The organism is Trabulsiella odontotermitis (assembly GCF_001297775.1).
GTDB classification, from domain to species: domain Bacteria; phylum Pseudomonadota; class Gammaproteobacteria; order Enterobacterales; family Enterobacteriaceae; genus Trabulsiella; species Trabulsiella odontotermitis.
The window spans coordinates 40,732-64,294 of sequence record NZ_LIFX01000008.1; the positions used below are offsets into that span (position 1 = coordinate 40,732).

At 58.8% G+C, this 23,563-nt stretch carries 19 protein-coding genes; 9 read left to right on the top strand and 10 right to left on the bottom strand.

What is annotated here, in order from left to right; translation table 11 throughout:
- Nucleotides 1–26: 26 nt before the first annotated feature.
- Entirely contained in the window at nt 27–2,267 is a 2,241-nt protein-coding gene (locus AOY23_RS11925) for a TonB-dependent siderophore receptor (protein ID WP_054179843.1), read from the bottom strand.
- Between the two features lie 144 nt (nt 2,268–2,411).
- On the opposite strand from AOY23_RS11925, the gene fes reads away from it, so the two are divergent.
- On the top strand, nt 2,412–3,626 hold the full coding sequence (gene fes / locus AOY23_RS11930) for an enterochelin esterase (protein ID WP_054179844.1): 1,215 nt from the start codon (nt 2,412–2,414) through the stop codon (nt 3,624–3,626).
- Entirely contained in the window at nt 3,619–7,488 is a 3,870-nt protein-coding gene (gene entF / locus AOY23_RS11935) for an enterobactin non-ribosomal peptide synthetase EntF (protein WP_054179845.1), read from the top strand. Before fes ends, entF begins: the two co-directional genes overlap by 8 nt.
- A 12-nt stretch (nt 7,489–7,500) precedes the next feature.
- On the opposite strand, the gene fepC is transcribed toward entF, so the two are convergent.
- Genes fepC through fepD form a run of 3 tightly spaced genes read right to left on the bottom strand, consistent with a single transcriptional unit; the run spans nt 7,501 to nt 10,294 of the window.
- The gene (fepC, locus tag AOY23_RS11940) at nt 7,501–8,301 is read right to left on the bottom strand and encodes an iron-enterobactin ABC transporter ATP-binding protein (RefSeq protein ID WP_054179846.1); all 801 of its coding nucleotides are present in this window, start codon (nt 8,299–8,301) and stop codon (nt 7,501–7,503) included.
- Nucleotides 8,298–9,290 (bottom strand): iron-enterobactin ABC transporter permease, encoded by a 993-nt coding sequence (fepG, locus tag AOY23_RS11945; RefSeq protein WP_054179847.1) that lies wholly within the window; start codon nt 9,288–9,290, stop codon nt 8,298–8,300. Before fepG ends, fepC begins: the two co-directional genes overlap by 4 nt.
- Nucleotides 9,287–10,294 (bottom strand): Fe(3+)-siderophore ABC transporter permease, encoded by a 1,008-nt coding sequence (gene fepD, locus AOY23_RS11950; protein WP_054179848.1) that lies wholly within the window; start codon nt 10,292–10,294, stop codon nt 9,287–9,289. Before fepD ends, fepG begins: the two co-directional genes overlap by 4 nt.
- A gap of 110 nt (nt 10,295–10,404) precedes the next feature.
- On the opposite strand from fepD, the gene entS reads away from it, so the two are divergent.
- Nucleotides 10,405–11,637, top strand: a complete 1,233-nt coding sequence (gene entS / locus AOY23_RS11955; protein WP_054179849.1) for an enterobactin transporter EntS — start codon at nt 10,405–10,407, stop codon at nt 11,635–11,637.
- Nucleotides 11,638–11,684: 47 nt separating this feature from the next.
- On the opposite strand, the gene fepB is transcribed toward entS, so the two are convergent.
- The gene (gene fepB / locus AOY23_RS11960; protein ID WP_054179850.1) at nt 11,685–12,644 is read right to left on the bottom strand and encodes a Fe2+-enterobactin ABC transporter substrate-binding protein; all 960 of its coding nucleotides are present in this window, start codon (nt 12,642–12,644) and stop codon (nt 11,685–11,687) included.
- A gap of 188 nt (nt 12,645–12,832) precedes the next feature.
- On the opposite strand from fepB, the gene entC reads away from it, so the two are divergent.
- From entC to AOY23_RS11990, 6 genes are all read left to right on the top strand, one after another.
- Nucleotides 12,833–14,008, top strand: a complete 1,176-nt coding sequence (gene entC, locus AOY23_RS11965) for an isochorismate synthase EntC (RefSeq protein WP_054179851.1) — start codon at nt 12,833–12,835, stop codon at nt 14,006–14,008.
- 9 nt (nt 14,009–14,017) lie between these two features.
- Nucleotides 14,018–15,628, top strand: coding sequence for a (2,3-dihydroxybenzoyl)adenylate synthase EntE (gene entE, locus AOY23_RS11970; protein WP_054179852.1), 1,611 nt, complete (start codon nt 14,018–14,020; stop codon nt 15,626–15,628).
- Between the two features lie 13 nt (nt 15,629–15,641).
- Nucleotides 15,642–16,493 (top strand): isochorismatase, encoded by an 852-nt coding sequence (locus tag AOY23_RS11975; RefSeq protein WP_054179853.1) that lies wholly within the window; start codon nt 15,642–15,644, stop codon nt 16,491–16,493.
- Nucleotides 16,493–17,248 carry a 2,3-dihydro-2,3-dihydroxybenzoate dehydrogenase EntA gene (gene entA, locus AOY23_RS11980; protein WP_054179854.1) on the top strand — a complete coding sequence of 252 codons (756 nt, stop codon included), beginning with the start codon at nt 16,493–16,495 and terminating at the stop codon, nt 17,246–17,248. Before AOY23_RS11975 ends, entA begins: the two co-directional genes overlap by 1 nt.
- A gap of 147 nt (nt 17,249–17,395) precedes the next feature.
- Nucleotides 17,396–19,501, top strand: coding sequence for a pyruvate/proton symporter CstA (gene cstA / locus AOY23_RS11985; RefSeq protein ID WP_054179855.1), 2,106 nt, complete (start codon nt 17,396–17,398; stop codon nt 19,499–19,501).
- Between the two features lie 56 nt (nt 19,502–19,557).
- Complete coding sequence (locus AOY23_RS11990) at nt 19,558–19,755, top strand: YbdD/YjiX family protein (RefSeq protein ID WP_038159427.1); 198 nt, start codon at nt 19,558–19,560, stop codon at nt 19,753–19,755.
- On the opposite strand, the gene AOY23_RS11995 is transcribed toward AOY23_RS11990, so the two are convergent.
- From AOY23_RS11995 to citR, 5 genes are all read right to left on the bottom strand, one after another.
- A complete protein-coding gene (locus tag AOY23_RS11995) occupies nt 19,752–20,144 on the bottom strand; it encodes a helix-turn-helix domain-containing protein (RefSeq protein ID WP_054179856.1) in 393 nt (130 codons plus the stop codon). The two genes, AOY23_RS11990 and AOY23_RS11995, sit on opposite strands and share 4 nt — an antisense overlap.
- Nucleotides 20,125–20,421, bottom strand: a complete 297-nt coding sequence (locus AOY23_RS12000; RefSeq protein ID WP_054179857.1) for a type II toxin-antitoxin system RelE family toxin — start codon at nt 20,419–20,421, stop codon at nt 20,125–20,127. The genes AOY23_RS11995 and AOY23_RS12000 overlap by 20 nt, the downstream gene beginning before the upstream one ends.
- A 207-nt stretch (nt 20,422–20,628) precedes the next feature.
- A complete protein-coding gene (locus AOY23_RS12005) occupies nt 20,629–21,255 on the bottom strand; it encodes an IbrB-like domain-containing protein (RefSeq protein WP_054179858.1) in 627 nt (208 codons plus the stop codon).
- A complete protein-coding gene (locus tag AOY23_RS12010; protein WP_054179859.1) occupies nt 21,240–22,460 on the bottom strand; it encodes a phosphoadenosine phosphosulfate reductase in 1,221 nt (406 codons plus the stop codon). The genes AOY23_RS12005 and AOY23_RS12010 overlap by 16 nt, the downstream gene beginning before the upstream one ends.
- Before the next feature lie 153 nt (nt 22,461–22,613).
- Nucleotides 22,614–23,510 (bottom strand): DNA-binding transcriptional repressor CitR, encoded by an 897-nt coding sequence (gene citR / locus AOY23_RS12015; RefSeq protein ID WP_054179860.1) that lies wholly within the window; start codon nt 23,508–23,510, stop codon nt 22,614–22,616.
- Between the last annotated feature and the right edge of the window lie 53 nt (nt 23,511–23,563).

Sequence of the window (23,563 nt, forward strand, 5' to 3'; positions counted from 1 at the left end):
CCCGCAGGAGAGAGGGCGAAGGGCTATCAGAAGTGGGTGTTAACACTCATGTACCAGGTACGGCCGGACTCGTTATACGTTTCCGCGCCTGCACCATACATATAGCCGGTGCTGCCGCCGGTGGTCTGGGCATTCCCGGCACGCCAGTGGCGTTTGTCGAAGACGTTATCGACGCCGCCGGTCAGGCTGACGTTTTTGGTGACGTCCCAGGTCGCGCTCAGGCCGACGATGCTGTACGGGCTGACTTCATTGGTTTCAGATCCGGTGACCGGCTGACCCTTATAGTTGTATTTCTTCGGCTGCTGCTTGCCATACCACGTGAAGGTGGATTGTACAGACACATCCTGAAGCACCTGCCAGCTCAGTGTTGAGTTGAGCGTGTACTCCGGAATAATCGACAGGCGATCGCCGGTCTCTTTGTTTTTACTCTGCAGCATGTAGGTGATGTTGTTGGTCCAGTTCACCGTATCGGTGACCGGCACGTTCAGGGTGCCTTCCAGCCCTTCCACCACCGCTTTCGGCACGTTCTCCCACTGATAGATATCCGTTTTCGTCGTGCCTTTAGACGTCTGGCTTATTGGCGCATAGCCCGCTTCGATCTTATTGCGATAGTCGTTACGGAACCAGGTCACGCCCGCTAACCAGCCGTCACGCTTGAACTCCAGGCCGATCTCTTTGTTGATGCTGGTTTCCGCTTTAAGGTCATCGTTACCCATCATGTAGCAACCCACGCCGGTGCCGCTGGCGTAGCAACCCTGGCCTTTGCTGTACAGAATGTAGTTCGGGTTGGTCTGATAGAGGCTCGGCGCTTTGTAGGCGCGGGCGATACCCATTTTCAGCGTGAAGTCATCGCCCAGACCCTGTGACAGGTTCAGCGACGGGCTCCAGTTGTTGCCGACAATACTGTGATGATCAAAACGCAGCGCCGGGGTCAGCATGGTGGAATCGGTCAGTTCCATGTTGTCTTCGGCAAACAGCGAGAAGATTTCTGCCTTTGAATAGGGGCTGCGATCGGTACTGCTGGAGCCCGGAATGTTACCGCCCGTGAACGCCTGGGTGTTCGACGCCATATCTTTCATGCGCTGCTGGTTCCATTCGGTGCCCAGCGTCAGGTTCTGATTGACCAGCAGATCCAGCGGCAGGTTGACTTCGCTGTGCAGCATCAGGTCGGAGAGATCGATATCCACGAATTTATTGCTGCTGAAAATCCCCTCGGTGCCGCCCGCCAGCCCTTCGCCTTTACGCGAGTTGCGAGTGTGTTCGTACTGCACCCAGTTACTGGTGGTGACGCCGTTGTCCCAGCCGCCGTTCCAGGTGAGCGAGTAGTTCTGGCGGTACAGACGGTTGGTCTCTTTGCCATAGTTCTCTTTCACCAGATCGTTGCTGTTGGTGTTCTGCGTATCGCCCGCGTAGAGGTTGCCCTGGCGGCTGTAACCCGCTTCAAACTCCAGCGAATTCATCGGCGCGAAGTCCCAGCGCAATACGCCATTGATGTCTTTATTGATCACCCCTTCACGCCCGGCGGGCAGGGTGTCGGCATAAATCCCGGTACGTTCTGACTGATGCCCCTGGTTGATATCCCACGCATCGGCCTGGGTTTTGTCGAGGTTGCCGTACAGGCGGAAGCTGAAATCGCCACCCAGCGGACCGTTCAGGCTGAAGTTGGTGCGTTTGGTGGCGCCTTCGTCTTTATGCTCCGGCGCGTTGAAATAGGTATTCCACGAGCCGTGCCACTCGTTGTCACCTTTTTTGGTGATGATATTCACCACGCCCCCGGCAGCGCCGTTGCCGTAACGGGCGGCGGCCGGGCCACGGATCACCTCAATACGTTCGATCATTTCCGGCGGCACCCAGCCGGTATCGCCACGGGTGTCACGCTCGCCGCGCCAGCCAAGACGCACGGCGTTACGGCTGGTGACCGGTTTACCGTCGATCAGGATCAGCGTGTTTTCCGGCCCCATCCCGCGGATGTCGATCTGCCGGTTGTTACCGCGCTGGCCGCTGGTGGAGTTGCCGGTGAGGTTCACGCCCGGCATGGTACGGATGATCTCAGAGACATCGCGTGCCGCCGGATTCTTGCGGATTTCGTCGGCGGTGATGGTAGACACTCCCGGCGCCTGAAGGTTTTGTTGTGCCGCAGTGACCACCATCGTCTCTTCCGCTGACGCGGTTTTTTCGTCGGTGGTCTCTTCAGCGTGCAATGGTAATGCAATCCCGTAAATTCCCAGATTGACCAACAAGGCCAGGGATTTGATCTTGTTATTCATTGTTATTCCCGATGTGAAAGGTCTGAATTAAAAAAACGCGCGGCATTACGCTATTGCAAATGAAAATAGTTATCAATAGTATTATCAATATAATTTGCGCAATACCACAAAATACAGGTGAAACATGGGGTTAATGTGGCGGAGATGTTAACGGCAGGTAATGAAAGATGGTGGGCAGAGAAAAAAGGCCCGCAATGGCAGCCGGAAGGTGACGGCTATCGCGTCACGTTCTGGTGGCGCGATCCGGCCGGGACTGCGCAAACGTCTGCCGTGCAGCGGGTGTGGATTTACATCACTGGCGTCACCGACCATCACCAGAACGCCACGCCACAAACCCTGACGCGCCTGCCCGGCACTGACGTCTGGCAGTGGCAGACGGTGCTGCCCTCCCACTGGCGCGGCACTTACTGTTTTATCCCTTCTGAACGTGATGACGATTTTTCCCCCGATGTGTTCAGTGGCACGCCGGAGCGCAACGCACTGCGTGATGGCTGGCGGAAACTGCTGCCGCAGGCGATTGCTGATCCGCGCAACCCGCAGGGCTGGACGGGCGGGCGGGGGCATGCCGTTTCGGTGCTGGAGATGCCGGACGCGCCGGTGCAACCCGGCTGGAATCTGCCTGCGCCCGCGTACACTTCGCCGGTGTGTCTCACCTGGCGCAGCCCGCTACTGCACAACACACGCCGGGTGTGGGTCTTCACCACCGGCGACGATAACGACGCCACGCGCCCACTGGCCATTCTTCTCGACGGTCAGTTCTGGGCGAAAAGCCTGCCCGTATGGCCCGCGCTGGCGGTGCTGACGCAGCAAAGCGAACTGCCGCCTGCGGTGTATGTGCTGATTGATGCGCTCGACACTGCCACCCGTAGCCGGGAATTGCCGTGCAACGACGATTTCTGGCAGGCGGTGCAGCAGGAGTTATTGCCGCAGGTGCGGGCGGTGGCGCCGTTCAGCGATCGCCCGGAACAGACGGTGGTGGCGGGGCAAAGTTTCGGCGGTCTGGCAGCGATGTACGCCGGGCTGCACTGGCCGCAGCGTTTTGGCTGCGTGCTGAGCCAGTCCGGCTCTTACTGGTGGCCGCATCGCGGCGGCCAGCAGACAGGCGCGTTGCCCGAACAACTCAGACGCGGCGAGGTGTCGCCGCACGGTTTACGCATCTGGCTGGAAGCGGGCGAGCGCGAACCGGTGATCTTTCGCGCTAATCAGGCGTTGTTAGCGCCGTTGCAGGCCACCGCCCGACAGGTGCTCTGGCGGCCGGTGGATAGCGGGCATGATGCGCTGTGCTGGCGGGGCGGACTGACCGCCGGGCTGATTGCGCTCTGGCAACCGCGGCTCACCGCAGGAGGTGAACATGAATAACGCTCTCCCGTTAGTGGCGGCGCAACCGGGGATCTGGATGGCTGAGCAGCTTTCAACGTTGCCGAACGCCTGGAGCGTGGCGCATTACGTTGAACTGAGCGGCGAACTGGATGCCGCGCGGCTGAGTCAGGCGATTGTCGCCGGAATGATGCAGGCCGACACACTGCGCATGCGTTTTCGCGAGCAGGATGGCGTCATCAGCCAGTGGCTGGACGAGACGCTGACATTCGCTGCCCCGGATGTTGTCGATGTGCGTGCTGAGGCGCAACCGCATGCCGCCGCGCTGGCGATGATGCAGGCTGACCTGAATCAGAATCTGCGCGTCGACAGCGGCAACCCACTGGTCATGCACACCCTGTTCCGCATTGCTGACAATCACTGGTACTGGTATCAGCGCTATCACCATTTACTGGTGGATGGCTTCAGTTTCCCGGCGATTACTCGCCAGATCGCCGCGATTTATCGCGCCTGGCAACAGGGTGAACCAACGCCAGCGTCGCCGTTCACGCCATTTGCTGAAGTGGTGGAAGAGTATCAGCAGTATGCGCGCAGCGAGGCGTATCAACGCGACAAACAATTCTGGGCACAGCAGCGTGCGGCGCTGCCGTCTCCGGCGTCGCTCTCGCCGTTACCGCTGCCGGGGCACGCCGCGACCACTGACATCTGGCGTCTGCATCTGGCGGCTGACCGTCAGGCGTTCAGCCAGCTGGCAAACGCGGCGACGGGCTGCCAGCGCGCCGATCTGGCACTGGCGCTGGTCACGCTGTGGCTCGGTCGATTGTGCGGACGCACCGAATACGCCGCCGGGTTTATTTTTATGCGTCGGATGGGTTCGGCGGCGCTGACCGCCACCGGTCCGGTGCTCAACGTGTTGCCGATGGCGGTTCAGCTCGATGCGGCGGAAACGTTGCCGCAACTGGCGCAGCGGCTTGCGGCACAACTGAAGAAAATGCGCCGTCATCAGCGTTACGATGCCGAGCAGATTGTTCGTGACAGCGGCAAAGCCGCCGGTGATGAGCCGCTGTTCGGCCCGGTGCTGAATGTCAAAGTGTTTGATTATCAGCTCGATTTGCCGGGCATCAGTGCGACCACTCACACGCTTGCCACCGGCCCGGTTAACGATCTCGAACTGGCGCTGTTCCCGGATGACAGCGGTGGTTTGTCGATTGAGATCCTTGCCAGTAAAGAGCGTTACGAGCACGCAACGCTCACGACCCACCTTGCCCGCCTGACCTCAATGCTCAGCCAGTTTGCGGCGAACCCGGCCTTGCGCTGCGGTGAGGTTGATCTGCTGTCAGCCATTGAGGTTCAGCGACTGGCGGCGATTAACGATACCGGCATGATGTTGCCGGAAACCACCCTCAGCGCGCTGGTGGCGGCGCAGGCCGCGAAAACGCCGGATGCCACAGCGCTGGTGGATGCCCGCTGGCAGTTCAGTTACCGCGAGATGCGCGAGCAGGTCGTGGCGCTGGCGACGCTGTTACGCGAACGCGGCGTGAAGCCCGGCGACAACGTGGCGGTGGCGCTGCCGCGCTCGGTCTTTCTGACGCTGGCGCTGCATGGCATCGTCGAAGCCGGGGCCGCCTGGCTGCCGTTAGATACCGGCTACCCGGACGAACGTCTGCAGATGATGCTGGACGACGCGCAACCGTCATTACTGATCACCTCTGCTGATCAACAGTCGCGTTTCTCTGGTGTGGATACGCTGTGCTACAGCGCACCGCTGCCGGTCACCGATGGCACGCCGCTGGCACTGTCGCGCCCGGAACACACCGCCTACATCATTTTTACCTCCGGCTCGACGGGGCGCCCGAAAGGGGTAATGGTCGGGCAGACCGCCATCGTGAACCGTCTGCTGTGGATGCAAAACCAATATCCGCTGACGGCGGATGACGTGGTGGCGCAGAAAACGCCGTGCAGTTTTGATGTCTCCGTATGGGAGTTCTGGTGGCCGTTTATCGCCGGTGCAAGGCTGGCGATGGCGGCGCCGGAAGCGCACCGCGATCCGCTGGCGATGCAGCAGTTCTTCCGCCATTACGGCATCACCACCACCCATTTCGTGCCGTCGATGCTGGCAGCGTTTGTCGCCTCGCTGACGGCGGAAAACTGCGATGACTGCCGGAGCCTGAAACGGGTGTTCTGTAGCGGCGAAGCGCTGCCGACCGGGTTGTGCCGCGAATGGGAACACCTGACCGGCGTGCCGCTGCATAATCTCTACGGTCCGACGGAAGCGGCAGTGGATGTCAGCTGGTATCCGGCTTACGGAGCAGAACTGGCCGCGGTGACCGGCAACAGCGTGCCGATTGGCTTCCCGGTGTGGAATACCGGGCTGCGCATTCTCGATGCGATGATGCGCCCGGTACCGCCGGGCGTGGCGGGGGATCTCTATCTCACCGGCATTCAACTGGCGCAGGGCTATCTGGGCAGGCCGGACTTAACTGCCAGCCGTTTTATCGCGGATCCGTTTGTTCCGGGCGAACGTATGTACCACACCGGCGACGTGGCGCGCTGGCTGGATAACGGCGCGGTGGAGTATCTCGGTCGCAGTGACGATCAACTTAAAATTCGCGGCCAGCGCATCGAACTGGGTGAAATCGATCGCGTGATGTCGGCCCTGCCTGACGTCGCGCAGGCGGTGGCCCATGCCTGCGTGTTTAACCAGACCGTGGAAACTGGCGGCGATGCGCGTCAGCTGGTGGGGTATCTGATCTCTGCTTCCGGGTTGCCGCTGGACACCCGCGCGTTGCAGGAGCGGCTGCGTGAACAATTGCCGCCGCACATGGTACCGGTAGTGCTGCTGCAACTGGATGCACTGCCGCTCAGCGCTAACGGTAAACTGGATCGCAAAGCGCTGCCGTTGCCACAACAGGTTTCCACCACGAGCGGACGGGCACCGCTGCCGGGGACTGAATCCGCCGTCGCGCAGGCCTTCAGCGCGTTGCTGGGTTGTGAAGTCAACGACGTCGAAGCGGATTTCTTCGCTCTCGGCGGGCATTCGCTGCTGGCGATGCGGCTGGCGGCACAACTGAGCCGTGCTTTTGCCCGGCAGGTGACGCCAGGGCAGATCATGGTGGCGTCAACGGTCGCGAAGCTGAGCGCGTTGCTGAGCACAGAGGATAATGCGCAGGTGCAGCGCCTGGGGTTTGAGGCGGTGTTACCGCTGCGGGAAAGTCACGGCCCGACGCTGTTCTGCTTCCATCCGGCTTCCGGTTTTGCCTGGCAGTTCAGCGTTCTGGCGCGCTATCTGCGTGAGCACTGGAACATCACCGGTATTCAGTCGCCGCGCCCGGCAGGGCCGATGCAGACTGCCGCAACGCTCGATGAGGTCTGCGAGCAGCATCTGCGCACGCTGCTGGCGCAGCAACCACACGGTCCGTATTACCTGTTTGGCTATTCGCTTGGCGGGACGCTGGCGCAGGGTATCGCCGCCCGTTTGCGTCAGCGGGGGGAAACGGTGGCGTTTTTAGGGCTGCTCGATACCTGGCCGCCGGAAACGCAAAACTGGGCGCAAAAAGAGGCTAACGGTCTCGATCCGGAAGTGCTGGCGGAAATCGCCCGTGAGCGCGAGGCGTTTATTGCCGCGCAACAGGGGCAGGGATCTGACGCGCTGTTCAGCGCCATCGAAGGTAACTATGCCGATGCGGTGCGTCTGCTGACCACGGCGCACAGCGTACCGTTTGACGGCACCGCGACATTATTTGTGGCGGAAAAAACGCTGCCGGAGGGGATGGATCCGCAACGCGCCTGGGCGCCGTGGGTGAAAACGCTGGAGGTGTACCGTCAGGATTGCGCCCACGTGGAGATCATCTCCCCGCAGGCGTTTGAAAAGATTGGCCCGGTGTTGCGCGAGATTTTAGGCTAACTCACAGGGGGCTTAGCGCCCCCGTTTACCCAGCGGCACCACCAGCGGCGTCCCCGCCACCGGATCGTCAATAATAGTGCAGCGCAGGCCGTAGATCGCCTCAATCAGCCCGGCGGTGATAATCGTCTTCGGCGCGCCTTCCGCCACAATCCTGCCGTCGCGCAAGGCGATAATATGCGTCGCATAGCGGCAGGCCTGGTTGAGGTCGTGCAGCACGGCTGCCAGCGTGTAACCTTTCTCCCGATTCAGTTCACTGAGTAATTCCAGCAGATCGATCTGATGGCTGATATCCAGCCAGGTGGTGGGTTCATCCAGCAACATGATGGCGGTTTCCTGCGCCAGCACCATGGCGATCCACGCCCGTTGCCGCTGACCGCCGGACAGGGTATCCACGCTTTGCTGCGCCAGTTCGGTGATCCCGGTGGCCTGCATCGCCCGCGTCACTGCGTCATCATCTTCCTTGCGCCAGCGGGTGAACAGCGGCTGATGCGGGTATCGCCCGCGCGCCACCAGTTCCTGCACGGTGATATCACCCGGCGTGGTGGCGTTCTGCGCCAGCAGACCAATGCGCCGCGCCACCTCTTTGCTGGGATAATGCTGAATGTGCTCGCCATCAAGCCAGACGTGACCGTGCGACGGCGTCATCAGGCGGCTCAGCGTACGTAGCAGTGTCGATTTCCCGCAGCCATTCGGGCCGATGATCGCCGTGAAGTGGCCGTCGGGAATGGCGACGCTGAGCTGTTCGGCAATGGTTTTCTTGCCGTAAGCGAGGGTTAACTGGTCGCCGCGCAGACGGGCTGTGGTCTCGATCATGTTTTGCGGGACTCCTGAATTAACAACGCGATGAGATAGATACCGCCGAGGCTGACGGTCACTACGCCCACCGGGAGCTGGTACGGTAAAAACAACTGCTGAGCGCAGAAATCCGCCAGCGTCAGCAACAGCGCACCGCACAGCGCCGATTGCGTCAGCCCCCAGCGGGCGGTGCCGCTGAGACGTCTGGCGATGTGCGGTGCCACCAGCGCGATAAAGGAAATCGGCCCTGCCAGTGCGGTGGCCGCGGCGGTTAAGATCACCGCGACCAGCATCAACAGCAGCCGGGAACGCTCGACCCGCACGCCAAGCGCACAGGCGCTGTCGTCGCCCATTTCCAGCAGACGCATCCGCCGTACCAGCAACGCAGCGCAGAACAGCGCGAGAATGATCAGCGGCGCGGATGGCCAGGTTTTCGCCCAGGTGAGACCATTCAGCGATCCGGCGTTCCACAATCCCGCCGACAGCGCGGTTTCCAGTGAGGCGCGCAGCAGCAGCCAGGTATTAAACGCGATAAGCATCGCGCGAATGCCGATGCCGATGATAATCAGGCGGAAAGTGTCGATGCCGTTGCGCCACGCCAGCGCCCAGACCACCAGCGAGGTAAGCACGCCGCCGACCATCGCCGCCAGCGCGATGGCGGTCAGTTGTTGACCGAACAGCACCATCGCCACCAGTACGCCGCTCCAGGCACCGGTGTTAAAGCCCATCACATCCGGGCTGCCGAGCGGGTTGCGCATCAGCGACTGAAAAATGGCGCCGCTGACGCCGAGCGCGGCGCCTGTCAACAGTGCCATCAACACGCGTGGCAACCGCCATTCAGTCACCACCAGCGTGACATTGCGCGGCGCATCGCCAGACAGCGCGGCAATCACCTGATTCAGCTCCAGCGTGACCGCACCGCTGCGCAGACCCCACAACGCCATCGCCAGACTGGCGGCAACCAGCAGCGCACAGCTCATTACTAACCGACGAGAAGGGGCGATCATCGCGCACCGCCTTTCGGCTGACGACGCACCAGCCAGATCAGCACCGGCGCGCCAATAAAGGCGCTCACCACCGACACCCGCAATTCACCGGGAACCAGCAGACGGCCGAGAATATCGGCGAACAGCAGCAGCGCAGGGGTGGCGAGCAGGGTGACCGGCAGTGACCAGCGGTGATCAGCGCCCACCAGCCAGCGCGCCATATGCGGCATCATCAGGCCGATAAACGCAATCGGGCCGACAATCGCTGTGGCGCTGCCGCTCAGCACGGCAATCGCCAGCAGACCAATGATTTGTGTGCGGGCGACGCGGCTACCCAGCGCAGTGGCGGTATCGGCGCCGAGGCTCAGACTGTTCAGCGAACGACTCAGGCTGAGCGCCACGGCACCGGCGATCAATACCGGCAACAGCACCACTTTCAGCGTGTGCAACGTGCGGATATCCAGCGAACCGGCCTGCCAGAAACGCAACTGGTCGTAAACGTCCGGGTTGAGCAGGGCGATGCCGCTGGATAGTCCTTCCAGCACCGCGCCGAGCGCCACACCTGCCAGCGTCAGGCGAACCGGGCTGAGTTGCCCGCCACCTTGGCTACCGGTAAACGCCACCAGCAGCGATGCCGTCAGCGCGCCGCTGAAAGCCATCACCAGTTGTTCCTGCGGCGAAGAAAACCCGAGCAGCGCCGCGCCAAGCACAATGGCGAAACTGGCGCCAGCATTGACGCCAAGAATGCCAGGGTCGGCAAGCGGGTTACGGGTCAGGGTTTGCATCAACGCGCCAGCCAGACCCAGCGCACCACCTGCCAGCAGCCCGGCAAGGGTTCGCGGCAGACGGGCGTCGAGGACGATAGTGCAATCGGCGCTCTGACAACTGCCCGACAGCGCATCGGCAACCACGCCAAAAGGCAGCGGTTTCGCCCCGACAAGCAGGCTGAGCACGGCGGCAAACGCTAACAGGATCAACAAACCGGGCACGGCAACGGCGCGCATCGCGGTTTTTGCACATGACATAGCGACTTCCATGAGTATGATAATGATAGTAATTATCGTTATCGATCTTATTTGATTATGTTAACATGTGCCACCCCGGAAAGGGTAAGAAAATCATTCAAGGCACCGTCATGAACCGACAATCCTGGCTGCTCAACCTGAGCCTGCTGAAAACGCATCCGGCGTATCGCGCCGTATTTATTGCCCGCTTTATTTCGATTTTGTCGCTCGGTTTGCTGGGGGTGGCGATCCCGGTGCAGATCCAGATGATGACCCACTCCACCTGGCAGGTGGGGCTGTCAGTGACGCTGACCGGCGGCGCGATGTTTATTGGCCTGATGGTCGGCGGCGTGCTGGCGGATCGTTATGAACGTAAAAAACTGATCCTGCTGGCGCGCGGCACCTGCGGTATCGGTTTTCTGGGACTGTGGCTGAATGCACTGTTGCCGGAACCGTCGTTGCTGGCGATTTACCTGCTCGGCCTGTGGGACGGTTTTTTCGCCTCGTTAGGCGTAACCGCACTGCTGGCGGCCACCCCGGCGCTGGTCGGGCGGGAAAACCTGATGCAGGCGGGGGCGATCACCATGCTCACGGTGCGCCTGGGTTCGGTGATTTCGCCGATGATCGGCGGCCTGCTGCTGGCGTCCGGCGGCGTGGCGTGGAATTTCCTGCTGGCGGCGCTCGGTACGTTTATCACCACCCTGACGCTGCTGCGCCTGCCGTTGCTGCCACCGCCACCGCAGCCGCGCGAGCATCCATTGACCTCGCTGCTGGCGGGGATCCGTTTTCTGTTCCACAACCCGCTGATCGGCGGCATTGCGCTGTTGGGCGCTTTACTGACCATGGCGAGCGCCGTGCGGGTGCTCTATCCGGCGCTGGCGCAGGGCTGGCAGATGTCAAGCTCGCAAATTGGCCTGTTGTATGCGGCGCTCCCGCTTGGTGCGGCGCTGGGCGCACTGACCAGCGGCACACTGGCGCAGACGTCGCGGCCGGGCAGGTTGATGCTGCTGACGACCGTCGCCGCGTTTATCGCGATTGCGCTGTTCAGCGTGATGCCGTGGTGGCTCGGGGGCGCGCTGTGCCTGGTGTTTGCGGGCTGGCTGAGCGCCATCAGTTCGCTGTTGCAGTACACCCTGATCCAGTCGCAAACGCCGGAAGCGATGCTCGGGCGCATTAACGGCTTGTGGACTGCGCAAAACGTCACTGGTGATGCGATTGGTGCGGCGCTGCTCGGGGGGATGGGGGCGATACTGACGCCGGTGGCGTCTGCCAGCGCCAGTGGCTGGGGGCTGGCGCTGATCGGCGTGCTGCTGATTGGGTTGCTGCGGGAGCTAAGAACCTTCAGGCAGGGCGATGTCGTCTGATTTGCCGGGTGGCGGCTGCGCCTTACCCGGCCTACAGGTTCAACCATTCAACCGAACAATTTTTCCAGACGCTGCAATACCAGCATCGCGCTGTAATAGTCGAGACGAAAGGTTTCGGTGCCAAGCGCATAAACCTGTTTGTGCTGCACCGCAGGCAGGTGGGCGAGCAGCGGGTTAGCGTAAATCGCATCAACATCTTTCTGGTCGCCAGCAAACAGGAACAGCGATTCACCGTTCAGCCCGGTTGCCAGGTTTTCGCCGCCAAGCTGCAGGATGTCATGGCGTTTGCCCTGGCTCTGGCTGGTGTGCAACCCGGCAGGCAGCGGGGCGAGGGTAAAGCCGAGCTGGCGCAGCAGCTTGCCCTGCGCGGATTCGGCCGTCCACAGATTAGCGCTGTGCGCGGCGGCGGTATAAACCAGCGCGCTGACCGGTTGCGGCGGCAGGGTCATCCGTTTTTTCAGCGCCGCCAGTTGCTGGTTAAAGCTGGCAATGCGTTCCGTGGCCTCTTTTTCCTGCCCGGTGAGGGTACCGAGTTGTGCCAGCAGTTCCTGCCAGCTTTTGTCGTCGTAATTGATGATAAACGTCGGGGCGATGGCGGAGAGCTGATCGTAAAGGGTGATGGCCGAATCGCCGCCGGTGGCGCTGATGAGGATCAGATCCGGCATTTGTGCCGCGATGGCTTCCGCACTCGGTTCACCGATGTACAGCCGTGAGAGCTTGCGCGCTTTAGCGACATCGCCCCACTGGCGCAGAAAACCCTGATCATCGGCGACGCGGTTATTCGGTGTGGTGGCGCCGCTGGCGACCACCGGTGCGTCAATTGCCAGCAGCGAGCCAGTAAGGGTGACGCTGGTGGAGACGATGCGCACCGGCTTGTGATCCAGCGTTTGCGTGCCACGGCTGTCGGTCACCTGACGCGGCCAGTCCGCCGCACTGGCTGAGGCTAATCCTAAAAGCCAGAGGCCGGAAATCAGCAGGGTATTACGCCACAACAAAGGGAGTTTCACGGATAAGGTTCCTGTTTTTTATAGAAGTGAATGCGTCTCATTTTCACAACTCATCGCGAGGGTTGCAAGCATTTGACGCGCAGGACGTTGCCGGACTGGTTGACATCCCACGCAATTACTTTTAGCTTACCGAACCAAAATACAAATGATAATCATTATTAATGTCTTTATCGTTTTTGGAGGATGATATGGAAACGTCAATGGCTGAGGATGTGCTGGACAAGACGACAACGCTGTCGCCCGACCGCTTTTTGTTTATGTCGCCGTACCGTAGTTTTACCGCGTCCGGCTGCTTCCGTCGCGTCACCACGCCGGTGATCGACGGGGACAACCTCAACAGTGCCTTCCAGCGAACCTTGACCACCGCGTTCAGTGACGCAAAAGCCGCCGGGATCCGCAAGCCAGTGATGGTCGGGGCGATCCCGTTTGATACCACGCAACCTTCCGCGCTGTTCATCCCCGAATGCTGGCAAACCTTTTCGCGTACCCACAAGCAACATTCGGCGCGCTATGCGACCGCGCTGCCGGCACTGAACGTCATTGCACGACAGGACATTCCCGCGCAGGACACGTTTATGGCAATGGTCGCACGGGCGGCGGAACGCACCGCCACAGCGGAAGTGGACAAAGTGGTGCTTTCCCGTCTGATTGATATTTCGACCGATACGCCGCCTGACACCGGGGCGCTGCTGGAGCGGCTGATTGCGCAGAATCCGGCGAGTTATAACTTTCACATTCCACTGCCGGATGGCGGTGTGCTGCTGGGTGCCAGCCCGGAACTGCTGCTGCGTAAAGAGGGCGAGCACTACAGTTCGTTGCCGCTGGCTGGGTCAGCGCGCCGTCAGCCGGACGACATGCTGGATCGCGAAGCAGGCAACAAGTTGCTGGCATCGGAGAAAGATCGCCACGAACACGACCTGGTGACGCAGGCGATGAAAACCGTACTGGCGCCGCGCAGCAAAATGCTGGCGATGCCGGATTCCCCGCAGCTCATGACCACGCCGACGCTATGGCATCTGGCGACGCCCATCGAAGGCGTGGCGCTCGACAAAGAAAATGCGCTGTCACTGGCCTGCCTGCTGCATCCGACACCGGCGCTGAGCGGTTATCCGCATCAGGCGGCGAAACGCCTGATTGCAGAGCTGGAACCGTTCGAACGTGAACTTTTCGGCGGCATCGTTGGCTGGTGCGACGACGAAGGCAACGGCGAATGGGTGGTGACGATCCGCTGCGCCCGCGTGCGGGAAAACCAGGTCCGTCTGTTTGCCGGGGCAGGGATTGTGCCTGCGTCGTCGCCACTTTCCGAATGGCGTGAAACCGGCGTGAAGCTCTCCACCATGCTGAACGTTTTTGGCCTGAATTGAGGAACGACAATGAGCATTCCCTTCACCCGCTGGCCGGACGAGGCGGCAGCGCGCTACCGGCAAAAGGGTTACTGGCTGGATCTGCCGCTGACCGACATCCTGACCCGCCATGCCGACAGCGACGCGACGGCGGTCATCGACGGCGAGCGCCACATCAGCTATCGCCAGTTGCATCAGGCAGCGGACAATCTGGCGGCGCATCTGCAACGGCAGGGGCTGAAGCGTGGTGAAACCGCGCTGGTTCAGCTGGGAAACGTCGCGGAATTCTACATCACGCTGTTTGCGCTGCTGCGCCTCGGTGTCGCGCCGGTGAATGCGTTGTTCAGCCATCAGCGCAGTGAACTCAATGCTTATGCCGTGCAGATTGAACCCGCGGTGCTGATCGCTGACCGGGAGCATCCGCTGTTTGCCGATGACGCGTTTCTCAATACGTTTGTGGCAGCGCATCGCTCAGTACGACTGGTGCTGCTGCGCCACGACAGCGGTGATCACGCGCTGGAAATGGCCATCGCGCAACCCGCGGAGAGCTTTACCGCGACGCCAACGCCCGCCGATGAAGTGGCGTTTTTCCAGCTGTCCGGCGGCAGTACCGGCACGCCGAAACTGATCCCGCGTACGCATAATGACTACTACTACAGTATTCGCCGCAGCAATGAGATTTGTCATTTCGATTCGCAGACGCGTTACCTCTGCGCGCTACCGGCGGCGCATAACTACCCGATGAGTTCCCCCGGCGCGCTCGGCGTATTTCTGGCTGAAGGGTGTGTGGTGATGGCGAATGATCCGAGTGCCACGCTCTGCTTCCCGCTGATTGAACAGCATCAGATTAACGTGACGGCGCTGGTGCCCCCGGCGGTCAGCCTGTGGTTGCAGGCGATTAGCGAGTGGGGCAGTAACGCACCATTACGCTCACTGAAACTGTTGCAGGTGGGTGGCGCGCGGCTGTCGGCAACGCTGGCCGCCCGCATTCCGGCGGAGATCGGCTGCCAGTTGCAGCAGGTGTTCGGCATGGCGGAAGGGCTGGTGAACTACACCCGCCTCGACGATCCGCAGGAGCGCATCCTCAATACCCAGGGCTGCCCGATGAGCCCGGACGACGAAGTGTGGGTGGCGGATGAACACGGAAACCCGCTGCCGCGTGGTGAGGTGGGCCGCCTGATGACGCGCGGTCCGTATACCTTCCGCGGCTATTTCCGCAGCCCCGACCATAACGCGCAGGCGTTTGATGAACACGGCTTTTACTGCTCCGGCGATCTGATTTCCATCGACGACGCCGGGTACATCACCGTTCAGGGGCGCGAAAAAGATCAGATCAACCGCGGTGGCGAAAAGATTGCCGCGGAGGAGATCGAAAACCTGTTGCTGCGCCATGCGTCGGTGATCCATGCCGCGCTGGTCAGTATGGAAGACAGCCTGCTGGGCGAGAAAAGCTGTGCGTATCTGGTGGTGACGGCACCGTTACGCGCCGTGGCCGTGCGGCGCTTTTTGCGCGAGCAGGGTGTTGCGGAATTCAAGCTGCCGGATCGCGTGGCCTGCGTGGACGCGCTGCCGCTGACGCCGGTCGGCAAAGTGGATAAGAAGAAACTGCGTCAGTGGCTGGCGGAGCGCCCCCTGGCCTGAAGGAGAGAAAAGCATGACTATCCCAAAACTGCAGGCCTATGACCTGCCCACCGCCAGCGACATCCCGGCGAACAAAGTCGACTGGGCGTTTGAGCCTGAACGCGCGGCGTTGCTGATCCACGACATGCAGGAATACTTCCTCAATTTCTGGGGCAAAAACAGCCCGATGATGGAAACCGTGGTCGCCAACATTGCCGCGCTGCGCCAGTACTGCAAACAGCAGCATATTCCGGTCTATTACACCGCGCAGCCGAAAGACCAGAGCGATGACGATCGCGCGCTGCTTAATGACATGTGGGGACCGGGGCTGACCCGTTCGCCGGAGCAGCAGCAAATCATCGCCGCGCTGGCGCCGGACGAGGCCGATAACGTGCTGGTGAAATGGCGTTACAGCGCGTTTCATCGCTCTCCCCTCGAACAAATGCTGAAAGAGACCGGGCGTAATCAACTGATCATCACCGGCGTTTATGCGCACATCGGCTGCATGACCACCGCAACGGATGCCTTCATGCGTGATATCAAACCGTTTTTTGTCGCTGACGCGCTGGCAGATTTCAGCCGCGAAGAACATCTGATGTCACTCAACTACGTCGCCGGACGTTCCGGACGGGTGGTGATGACCGACATGCTGTTGCCGGTGCCGCCATCCAGGGCGGCGCTGCGGGCGATGATCCTGCCATTCCTGGACGAGGCCGATGAGCCACAGGATGACGAAAACCTGATCGACTACGGTCTGGACTCGGCACGCATGATGGCGCTGGCGGCGCGCTGGCGCAAAGTACATAGCGATATCGATTTTGTGATGCTGGTGAAGAACCCGACGATTGATGCCTGGTGGACGCTGCTTTCCCGCGAGGTGAAGTGATGGCCGGGTTTGATTTTCACGGTAAAACCGTCTGGGTGACCGGAGCGGGAAAAGGTATCGGCTACGCCACCGCGCTGGCGTTTGTGGCGGCCGGGGCGACGGTGACCGGTTTTGATCTGGCGTTCGGCGGTGACCACTACCCGTTTACCACTGAAGTGCTGGACGTGGCCGACGCGCAGCAGGTGGCGCAGGTATGCCGCCGTGTGCTTGAGCGTCAGCCGCGTCTGGATGTGCTGGTTAACGCAGCGGGTATTTTGCGTATGGGCGCGACCGATGCGCTGAGTGTGGCGGACTGGCAGCAGACGTTTGCGGTAAACGTTGGCGGCGCGTTTAACCTGTTTCAGCAGACGATGGCGCAGTTTCGTCGTCAGCAGGGCGGGGCGATCGTGACCGTCGCGTCGGATGCCGCCCACACGCCGCGCCTCGGGATGAGTGCTTATGGCGCCTCGAAAGCGGCGCTGAAAAGCCTGGCGTTGACCGTCGGGCTGGAGCTGGCCGCCAGCGGCGTGCGCTGTAACCTCGTCTCGCCAGGATCGACCGATACCGACATGCAGCGAACGCTGTGGCTTAACGATGATGCTGAACAGCAGCGCATTCGCGGCTTCGGCGAGCAGTTTAAGCTGGGTATTCCGCTGGGGAAAATCGCCCGTCCGCAGGAGATCGCCAGCACCATCCTGTTCCTCGCCTCTGACCATGCCAGCCACATCACGTTGCAGGATATCGTGGTGGATGGCGGCTCTACGCTTGGGGGGTGAAAAAAGGCGAAAGTGATCGGCTTAACAATGTGATGTAAAAAATCGGTGATATGTCTGCTTTCTTGGGTTATTGGATTGTTAATTTCCATTCGAGTGTTATAGATACAAAATGTAACAACTTACTTCAGCGCTAATGGAACCTACACAATGAATAACGCAGGGAAATACCTCATCTGGGCAGTGCTTGCTGTTGTGGGAGCCTTCGCCCTGGGCTATATCGCCCTCAATCGTGGTGAACAGATAAATGCGTTGTGGATCGTCGTGGCGGCGGTCTGCCTTTATCTTATTGCCTATCGTTTTTACGGCCGTTATATCGCGAATAATGTCCTCGGGGTTGACCCGACGCGCATGACGCCCGCCGTCCGCCATAACGACGGGCTGGATTACGTGCCAACCGATAAAAAAGTGCTGTTCGGCCACCATTTTGCGGCGATAGCCGGAGCCGGGCCGCTGGTCGGGCCGGTACTGGCCGCGCAAATGGGCTATCTGCCGGGCATGATCTGGATCCTCGCAGGCGTCGTGCTGGCAGGTGCGGTTCAGGACTTTATGGTGCTGTTTGTCTCCACCCGCCGCGATGGTCGTTCGCTGGGCGAGCTGGTGAAAGAAGAAATGGGGCCGACAGCGGGCGTCATCGCGCTGATCGCCACCTTTATGATCATGGTGATCATCCTTGCGGTGCTGGCGATGATCGTGGTGAAAGCCCTGACTCACAGTCCGTGGGGAACCTATACCGTCGCCTTTACCATTCCGCTGGCGCTGTTTATGGGGATCTACATTCGTTATTTGCGTCCGGGGCGGATTGGTGAAGTGTCTGTTATCGGACTCGTGCTGCTGGTGTTCGCCATCATTTCCGGCGGCTGGGTGGCAGAGAGCGAAACCTGGGCGCCGTGGTTTGACTTTACCGGCGTACAGCTGACCTGGATGCTGGTGGGTTATGGCTTTGTGGCGGCGGTATTGCCGGTGTGGCTGTTGCTGGCGCCGCGCGATTACCTCTCCACCTTCCTGAAAATCGGTACCATCGTCGGGCTGGCGATTGGGATTTTGATCATGCGTCCGACGCTGACCATGCCGTCACTGACGAAATTTGTCGATGGCACCGGCCCGGTGTGGACGGGTGACCTGTTCCCGTTCCTGTTTATTACCATCGCCTGTGGCGCCGTCTCTGGCTTCCATGCGCTGATCTCTTCCGGCACCACGCCAAAAATGCTGGCGAACGAAAATCAGGCCTGCCTGATTGGTTACGGCGGCATGTTGATGGAATCCTTCGTGGCGATCATGGCGCTGGTGGCGGCGTGCATTATCGATCCGGGCGTTTATTTTGCGATGAACAGCCCGATGGCGGTACTGGCGCCAGCAGGGACGACCGATGTGGTGGCTTCCGCCGCGCAGGTGGTCAGTAGCTGGGGCTTCACCGTTACGCCGGATACGCTGAAACAGATCGCCAGCGAAGTGGGCGAGCAGTCTATTATTTCGCGAGCAGGTGGTGCGCCGACGTTAGCGGTGGGCATGGCCTACATTCTGCACGGTTCGCTGGGCGGCCTGATGGACGTGTCGTTCTGGTACCACTTCGCCATTTTGTTCGAAGCACTGTTTATTCTGACCGCGGTGGACGCGGGTACCCGTGCGGCGCGTTTCATGCTGCAGGATCTGCTCGGCGTTATCAGCCCGAATCTCAAGCGCACCGACTCGCTGCCTGCCAACCTGTTAGCTACCGCGCTTTGCGTGCTGGCCTGGGGTTACTTCCTGCATCAGGGCGTGGTGGATCCGCTGGGCGGCATCAATACCCTGTGGCCGCTGTTTGGTATCGCCAACCAGATGCTGGCAGGGATGGCGCTGATGCTCTGCGCCGTGGTGCTGTTCAAGATGAAGCGCCAGCGTTACGCGTGGGTGGCGTTGCTGCCAACCGCGTGGCTGCTGATTTGTACGCTGGTCGCTGGCTGGCAGAAAGCCTTTAGCCCGGACGTGAAAGTCGGCTTCCTGGCCATCGCCAACCGCTTCCAGGGGATGATCGACAGCGGCAACATTCCGTCGCAGTACACCGAATCGCAGCTGGCTCAGCTGGTGTTTAACAACCGACTGGATGCCGGGCTGACCATCTTCTTTATGGTGGTGGTCGTGGTACTGGCGCTGTATTCTGTGAAAACCGCGCTGGCGGCATTGAAAGTCGATGAACCGACGGACAAAGAACTGCCGTATGAACCAATGCCAGAAAATCTCGAGCAAATCGTGACGCAGGCAAAAGGCGCGCATTAATCACCACCGGCCGGGTAGCGAGGACGTTACCCGGCAAAAACCAGACCGGAGCTGTTATGTTCGACACGCTTTCTAAAGCCGGAAAATACCTGGGTCAGGCGGCAAAAATGATGGTCGGTGTGCCCGACTATGATAACTATGTCGAGCATATGCGAGTGAACCACCCGGACCAGACACCGATGACCTACGAAGCCTTTTTCCGCGACAGACAGGATGCGCGCTATGGCGGTAAAGGCGGCGCCCGCTGCTGTTAAATTCGCAGGCTGATTTGCGCCTGGGTACAACCATAGATTGCCGCCAGTTTTTCACGGGTGCGCTTCTGCGGACGTGAGTCTGGCGATTCCAGTTGTGACACCGCAGATTGCGTGATCCCCAGTTTTTCCGCCACTTCCTGTTGTGAGAGACCGCAAGCGATACGCCATGCGGCCTGCAGGCTTACGCCTTCCGCGTCCATAATATTAACGATATGGTTTGGGAGGCCGATGTCATCATACTCGTCGGACTCATAAGGGATCTCTTCCCAGCCCTCTTCGTTTTTGTCATCAACCTCTGTTTGCCCGAGACGCAGGCGAAACCAGAGATCGTAAGGGATCACCACGAACTGCGGTTCGCCGTTTCCGTCTTTAATAAACTGAACATTCATAGGTAGCACTCTCCTCATGCAAATAGGTGGCGGAGGTTCGGCGTTTAACTGCCACGATGTAGCAGATCTCCTGCAGTTCCCCCTGCATCTCAAAGATGACCCGATAGTCGCCGACCCGTAGCCGGAAATGCCCTTCCGGGTGCACCAGCCTTTTCAAATCAGGTGGTGGCGCGTTGATGTCACCGATATCAAACAGCCTGCCTTTCACCCTCTGGCGGTAACGAATATCAATTTTCATCAGCTGCTTCCAGGCAGCTCTGGACCAGACAAAAGTCATCTAACACCTCCAGCATATCGCGTTGCGTAATATAAGTAAATAATTAGATAATTAGCTTTTCTTGTATTAACTAATGACGCAGAGACTACGGGCGGAAGGCGAGGGGGGTAAAGCAGAGAAATAACGCGATGCGACGCTGCTCGTAAACGTCTTTACCTCACGGCAAAGACGCGCATAAAAAGTGGATAACGGATCGTAAAACCGTGTTTACTTGACGGTCCAGGCACCGGAGAAATGGCGGTCGGCAAACAGCTCAAGCAGACCGCTTATCTGCTTCAGACGCAGCACTTCGTCGCCATCCATGCCCAGTTCTTTGCTAATTTTTTCATCACTCCACCCCAGGTGAGCAAGCTCGCGAATAATGTCTGACATGGCGTTGATCTGATGACGCCCCCTGGCGCGGTTGTGGCGGATGGTTGACGCCATACCGGAAGCCGATTTCTGGCCGTTATCCTGTATGCAGGTGATCGGGAGATAGCCCTTAAGTTGCTCTTTTAACACGTTTTTCGTTTTAACCAGTTCCTGGCGATGAAAACCGTCGATAATCTCGAAGCGGTGTCTGCCACGCGACACCACCACAACGGGCTGGGTAAAGCCATCTGCTTCCAGCGATTTTTGCAGCAACCGCCGTTCGGGAGGCGCGACGTTGTTGGGGTTGTAGTCATTGGGAGCCACGGTTTCCTGCTTAACCCAGAGCACGCAATCTACCGGTTGGTCCTGAAACGGACTGTGGCGATGGATCGCCAGACGAAACTGATTAATGGCTTCAACGCGGTCCTCTTCGCCAAGTGAATCCAGATAATGCTCCAGCTGTTGGATCAGTTGTTGTTGCATAAGATGTTCCATTCCTTGCGTTTTTTTGCCATGTGGCTGTTGTAGCGTTGATAGTGTTCGGGTTTTGTCGGGCTGAAAGAGAGCATTCGGCACCAGTAATCATTGTTCAGCAATACCTTGCAGATGCGTCGCCACGAGGGAATATCTTTCGAGCCAATATCACCGTGTTGCGTATCCGGGATCGTTTCGCCCTTTTTCTGATACCAGTGCAGGTAAACCGCTATTTTATTTCGGTAATGTTCGGCTGTTTTTTGCGGCATGCTTTCCAGTAAAAACAGCGCATAACTTTGCCAGCTATGGTTGGCCGGTTTGTCGAGCTTACGATGGCCATAGAACTGATTATCCTGCCCGGCGTACAGCCCTCCGCTTTGCGCGCCACTGACCCGCTGGCACATGGCGGCCCAGCGTTCAGGTTCAATCACGTGATACAGCCACAGTCCCTGACGCTGCTCCGGGCCGTACGGTTCGCAAATACGCATATAACGGAAGGGAACGCCCGCCTGATACATCAGGTTATACAACGGGTTGTAGCTCAACTGCGTTTTGGCAAACCAGGTCCAGATATCCGCCGTTTTCCAGTCATAGATCGGGTAGACATACCAGGTGTGGCCACCCGGGGCGATGGTGGTCCAGGGTTTGTCATCGGCAAAGCGTTGTTTGCGGGCGGAAGCGATGGTTAAAAAACGATTGTAGGATTCGTCGGCGCGGATGCCGACCAGCATGGCGGCCGGGCGGTTGCCGGCGAACCAGTCGGCAAATTTGCGCACAAACGCTTCGAAAGTCATTCCGGTCTGGTAAAAAGGGAAGTAATCGGGCCGGGTGATGGCATCCGGCGGTGGCTGGCGAACCCAGGCGGTTCCCGGTTGCCAGCATTGCCATTCCGGTTCGAATTGCGACAGGGAATTTTGCGTGGTTAACGGCAACGCAACCCACCAGAAATCGTCAATCACATCCTGATATTGTGCGCGCATGGCTTCAATGTGGTTAATTGTCGCAGAAAATTGCGCTTCCCAGTCGATAAATAACACGCAGATTTTTTTATGGTATTTGCGCGCCTGCTGTGCCGCGATATGCAGCATGACGGTGGAATCTTTGCCACCGGAAAAAGAGATACAGACTTTGGGTAAATTAGTCAGCGCCCATGAAATACGTTCGGTGGTGGCATCCAGCACATTCTGATTGAGCGGATATTTGTAAATTGACATGGTCAGTTTCCGTACAAGTGTGTATCCAGAGTTCCTTATAATATAGTGATATTTTAGTATGACAAATATTCGAAAGAATTTTTTATTTAATATGATTCAAGTGAATAAAAGAAAATTAAAGCATTCATAAAATGAATGCTTTAAGGCGTGCGGTTATTTCTTAACTTGATTAATGAACGTCACAAATGAGTCGCTGGCCAACGATGCCCGGTTATACATAAGATAAAGATTAACTTCGGGAAGCGTCAGTGAGGTTTTTATTTCCCGTAACTGTAATATGTCTTTGTAATAATCGAAAGCCAGTTTGGGAATAAACCCAAGAATATCCGTGTGCGCTACAATATTTATAATGGAGATTAGCGAATCGCTGCGAAACGTGGTTTTGCGATCCGGGAACTGCGCATCAGTGAAATCGCGCATCTGCTTTGCGCCAGGTTCATCGGTTAAGTAGTAGGTAAACTCCTCTTCGCGCAGCGCAGAAAGGCCAGCGAAATCCCCCATTCGTGGGTGGTTCTTGCGGCAGGCGAGGATCACCGGCGTACTCATGTAATGTTCAGATATCACTGAGCGGTTGTTGGTCGGGAAAATAGAGATAATCAAATCCGCTTTACGCCAGGCGAGTAAATCTTCGGCGGATTCGGGGGTAACAAAAATATCGTGATGCTCTATTTCATAATCGTTTTGCTTACGCAATGTTGTAATAAGATCCAGCATTCCGCCTGCCAGTAATAGCGAAGAGCAGTAGATCACAAACTGTTTTTTCAGCACTGAACTATGCATAATATTGATAGTTTGCTCGATTTGATTGAGGTTATTCTCAAGATACCGATGCAGATTTATGCCGACGGTAGTGGGCGTGATGCCTTTACCGGAACGAATAAACAGAGGATCGTTAAACTGGCTGCGCAGGCGTTGTAATGACTGGCTGACAGCCGAGGGGGTGATAAACAGCGTTTCCGCCGCTTTACTGATACTCAAATGCTGGTAAATGCATTCAAATACGACTAAAAGATTGAGATCGAACTTTTTGAGATCGTAGAGGTTAGCCATTTTTTATCCTTTAGCAGGCAATCGCATCAACGAGACGACGATATATCACCGTT

Coding starts and splice junctions, on each gene's coding strand:
- AOY23_RS11975 (WP_054179853.1), top strand. CDS start 15,642: ATGACTATCCCAAAACTGCAGGCCTATGACCTGCCCACCGCCAGCGAC.
- cstA (WP_054179855.1), top strand. CDS start 17,396: ATGAATAACGCAGGGAAATACCTCATCTGGGCAGTGCTTGCTGTTGTG.
- AOY23_RS11990 (WP_038159427.1), top strand. CDS start 19,558: ATGTTCGACACGCTTTCTAAAGCCGGAAAATACCTGGGTCAGGCGGCA.
- AOY23_RS11925 (WP_054179843.1), bottom strand. CDS start 2,267: ATGAATAACAAGATCAAATCCCTGGCCTTGTTGGTCAATCTGGGAATT.
- entS (WP_054179849.1), top strand. CDS start 10,405: ATGAACCGACAATCCTGGCTGCTCAACCTGAGCCTGCTGAAAACGCAT.
- entC (WP_054179851.1), top strand. CDS start 12,833: ATGGAAACGTCAATGGCTGAGGATGTGCTGGACAAGACGACAACGCTG.
- entA (WP_054179854.1), top strand. CDS start 16,493: ATGGCCGGGTTTGATTTTCACGGTAAAACCGTCTGGGTGACCGGAGCG.
- fepC (WP_054179846.1), bottom strand. CDS start 8,301: ATGATCGAGACCACAGCCCGTCTGCGCGGCGACCAGTTAACCCTCGCT.
- AOY23_RS12005 (WP_054179858.1), bottom strand. CDS start 21,255: ATGCAACAACAACTGATCCAACAGCTGGAGCATTATCTGGATTCACTT.
- citR (WP_054179860.1), bottom strand. CDS start 23,510: ATGGCTAACCTCTACGATCTCAAAAAGTTCGATCTCAATCTTTTAGTC.
- AOY23_RS11995 (WP_054179856.1), bottom strand. CDS start 20,144: ATGAATGTTCAGTTTATTAAAGACGGAAACGGCGAACCGCAGTTCGTG.
- fepG (WP_054179847.1), bottom strand. CDS start 9,290: ATGATCGCCCCTTCTCGTCGGTTAGTAATGAGCTGTGCGCTGCTGGTT.
- AOY23_RS12000 (WP_054179857.1), bottom strand. CDS start 20,421: ATGACTTTTGTCTGGTCCAGAGCTGCCTGGAAGCAGCTGATGAAAATT.
- AOY23_RS12010 (WP_054179859.1), bottom strand. CDS start 22,460: ATGTCAATTTACAAATATCCGCTCAATCAGAATGTGCTGGATGCCACC.
- entE (WP_054179852.1), top strand. CDS start 14,018: ATGAGCATTCCCTTCACCCGCTGGCCGGACGAGGCGGCAGCGCGCTAC.
- fepD (WP_054179848.1), bottom strand. CDS start 10,294: ATGTCATGTGCAAAAACCGCGATGCGCGCCGTTGCCGTGCCCGGTTTG.
- entF (WP_054179845.1), top strand. CDS start 3,619: ATGAATAACGCTCTCCCGTTAGTGGCGGCGCAACCGGGGATCTGGATG.
- fes (WP_054179844.1), top strand. CDS start 2,412: ATGTTAACGGCAGGTAATGAAAGATGGTGGGCAGAGAAAAAAGGCCCG.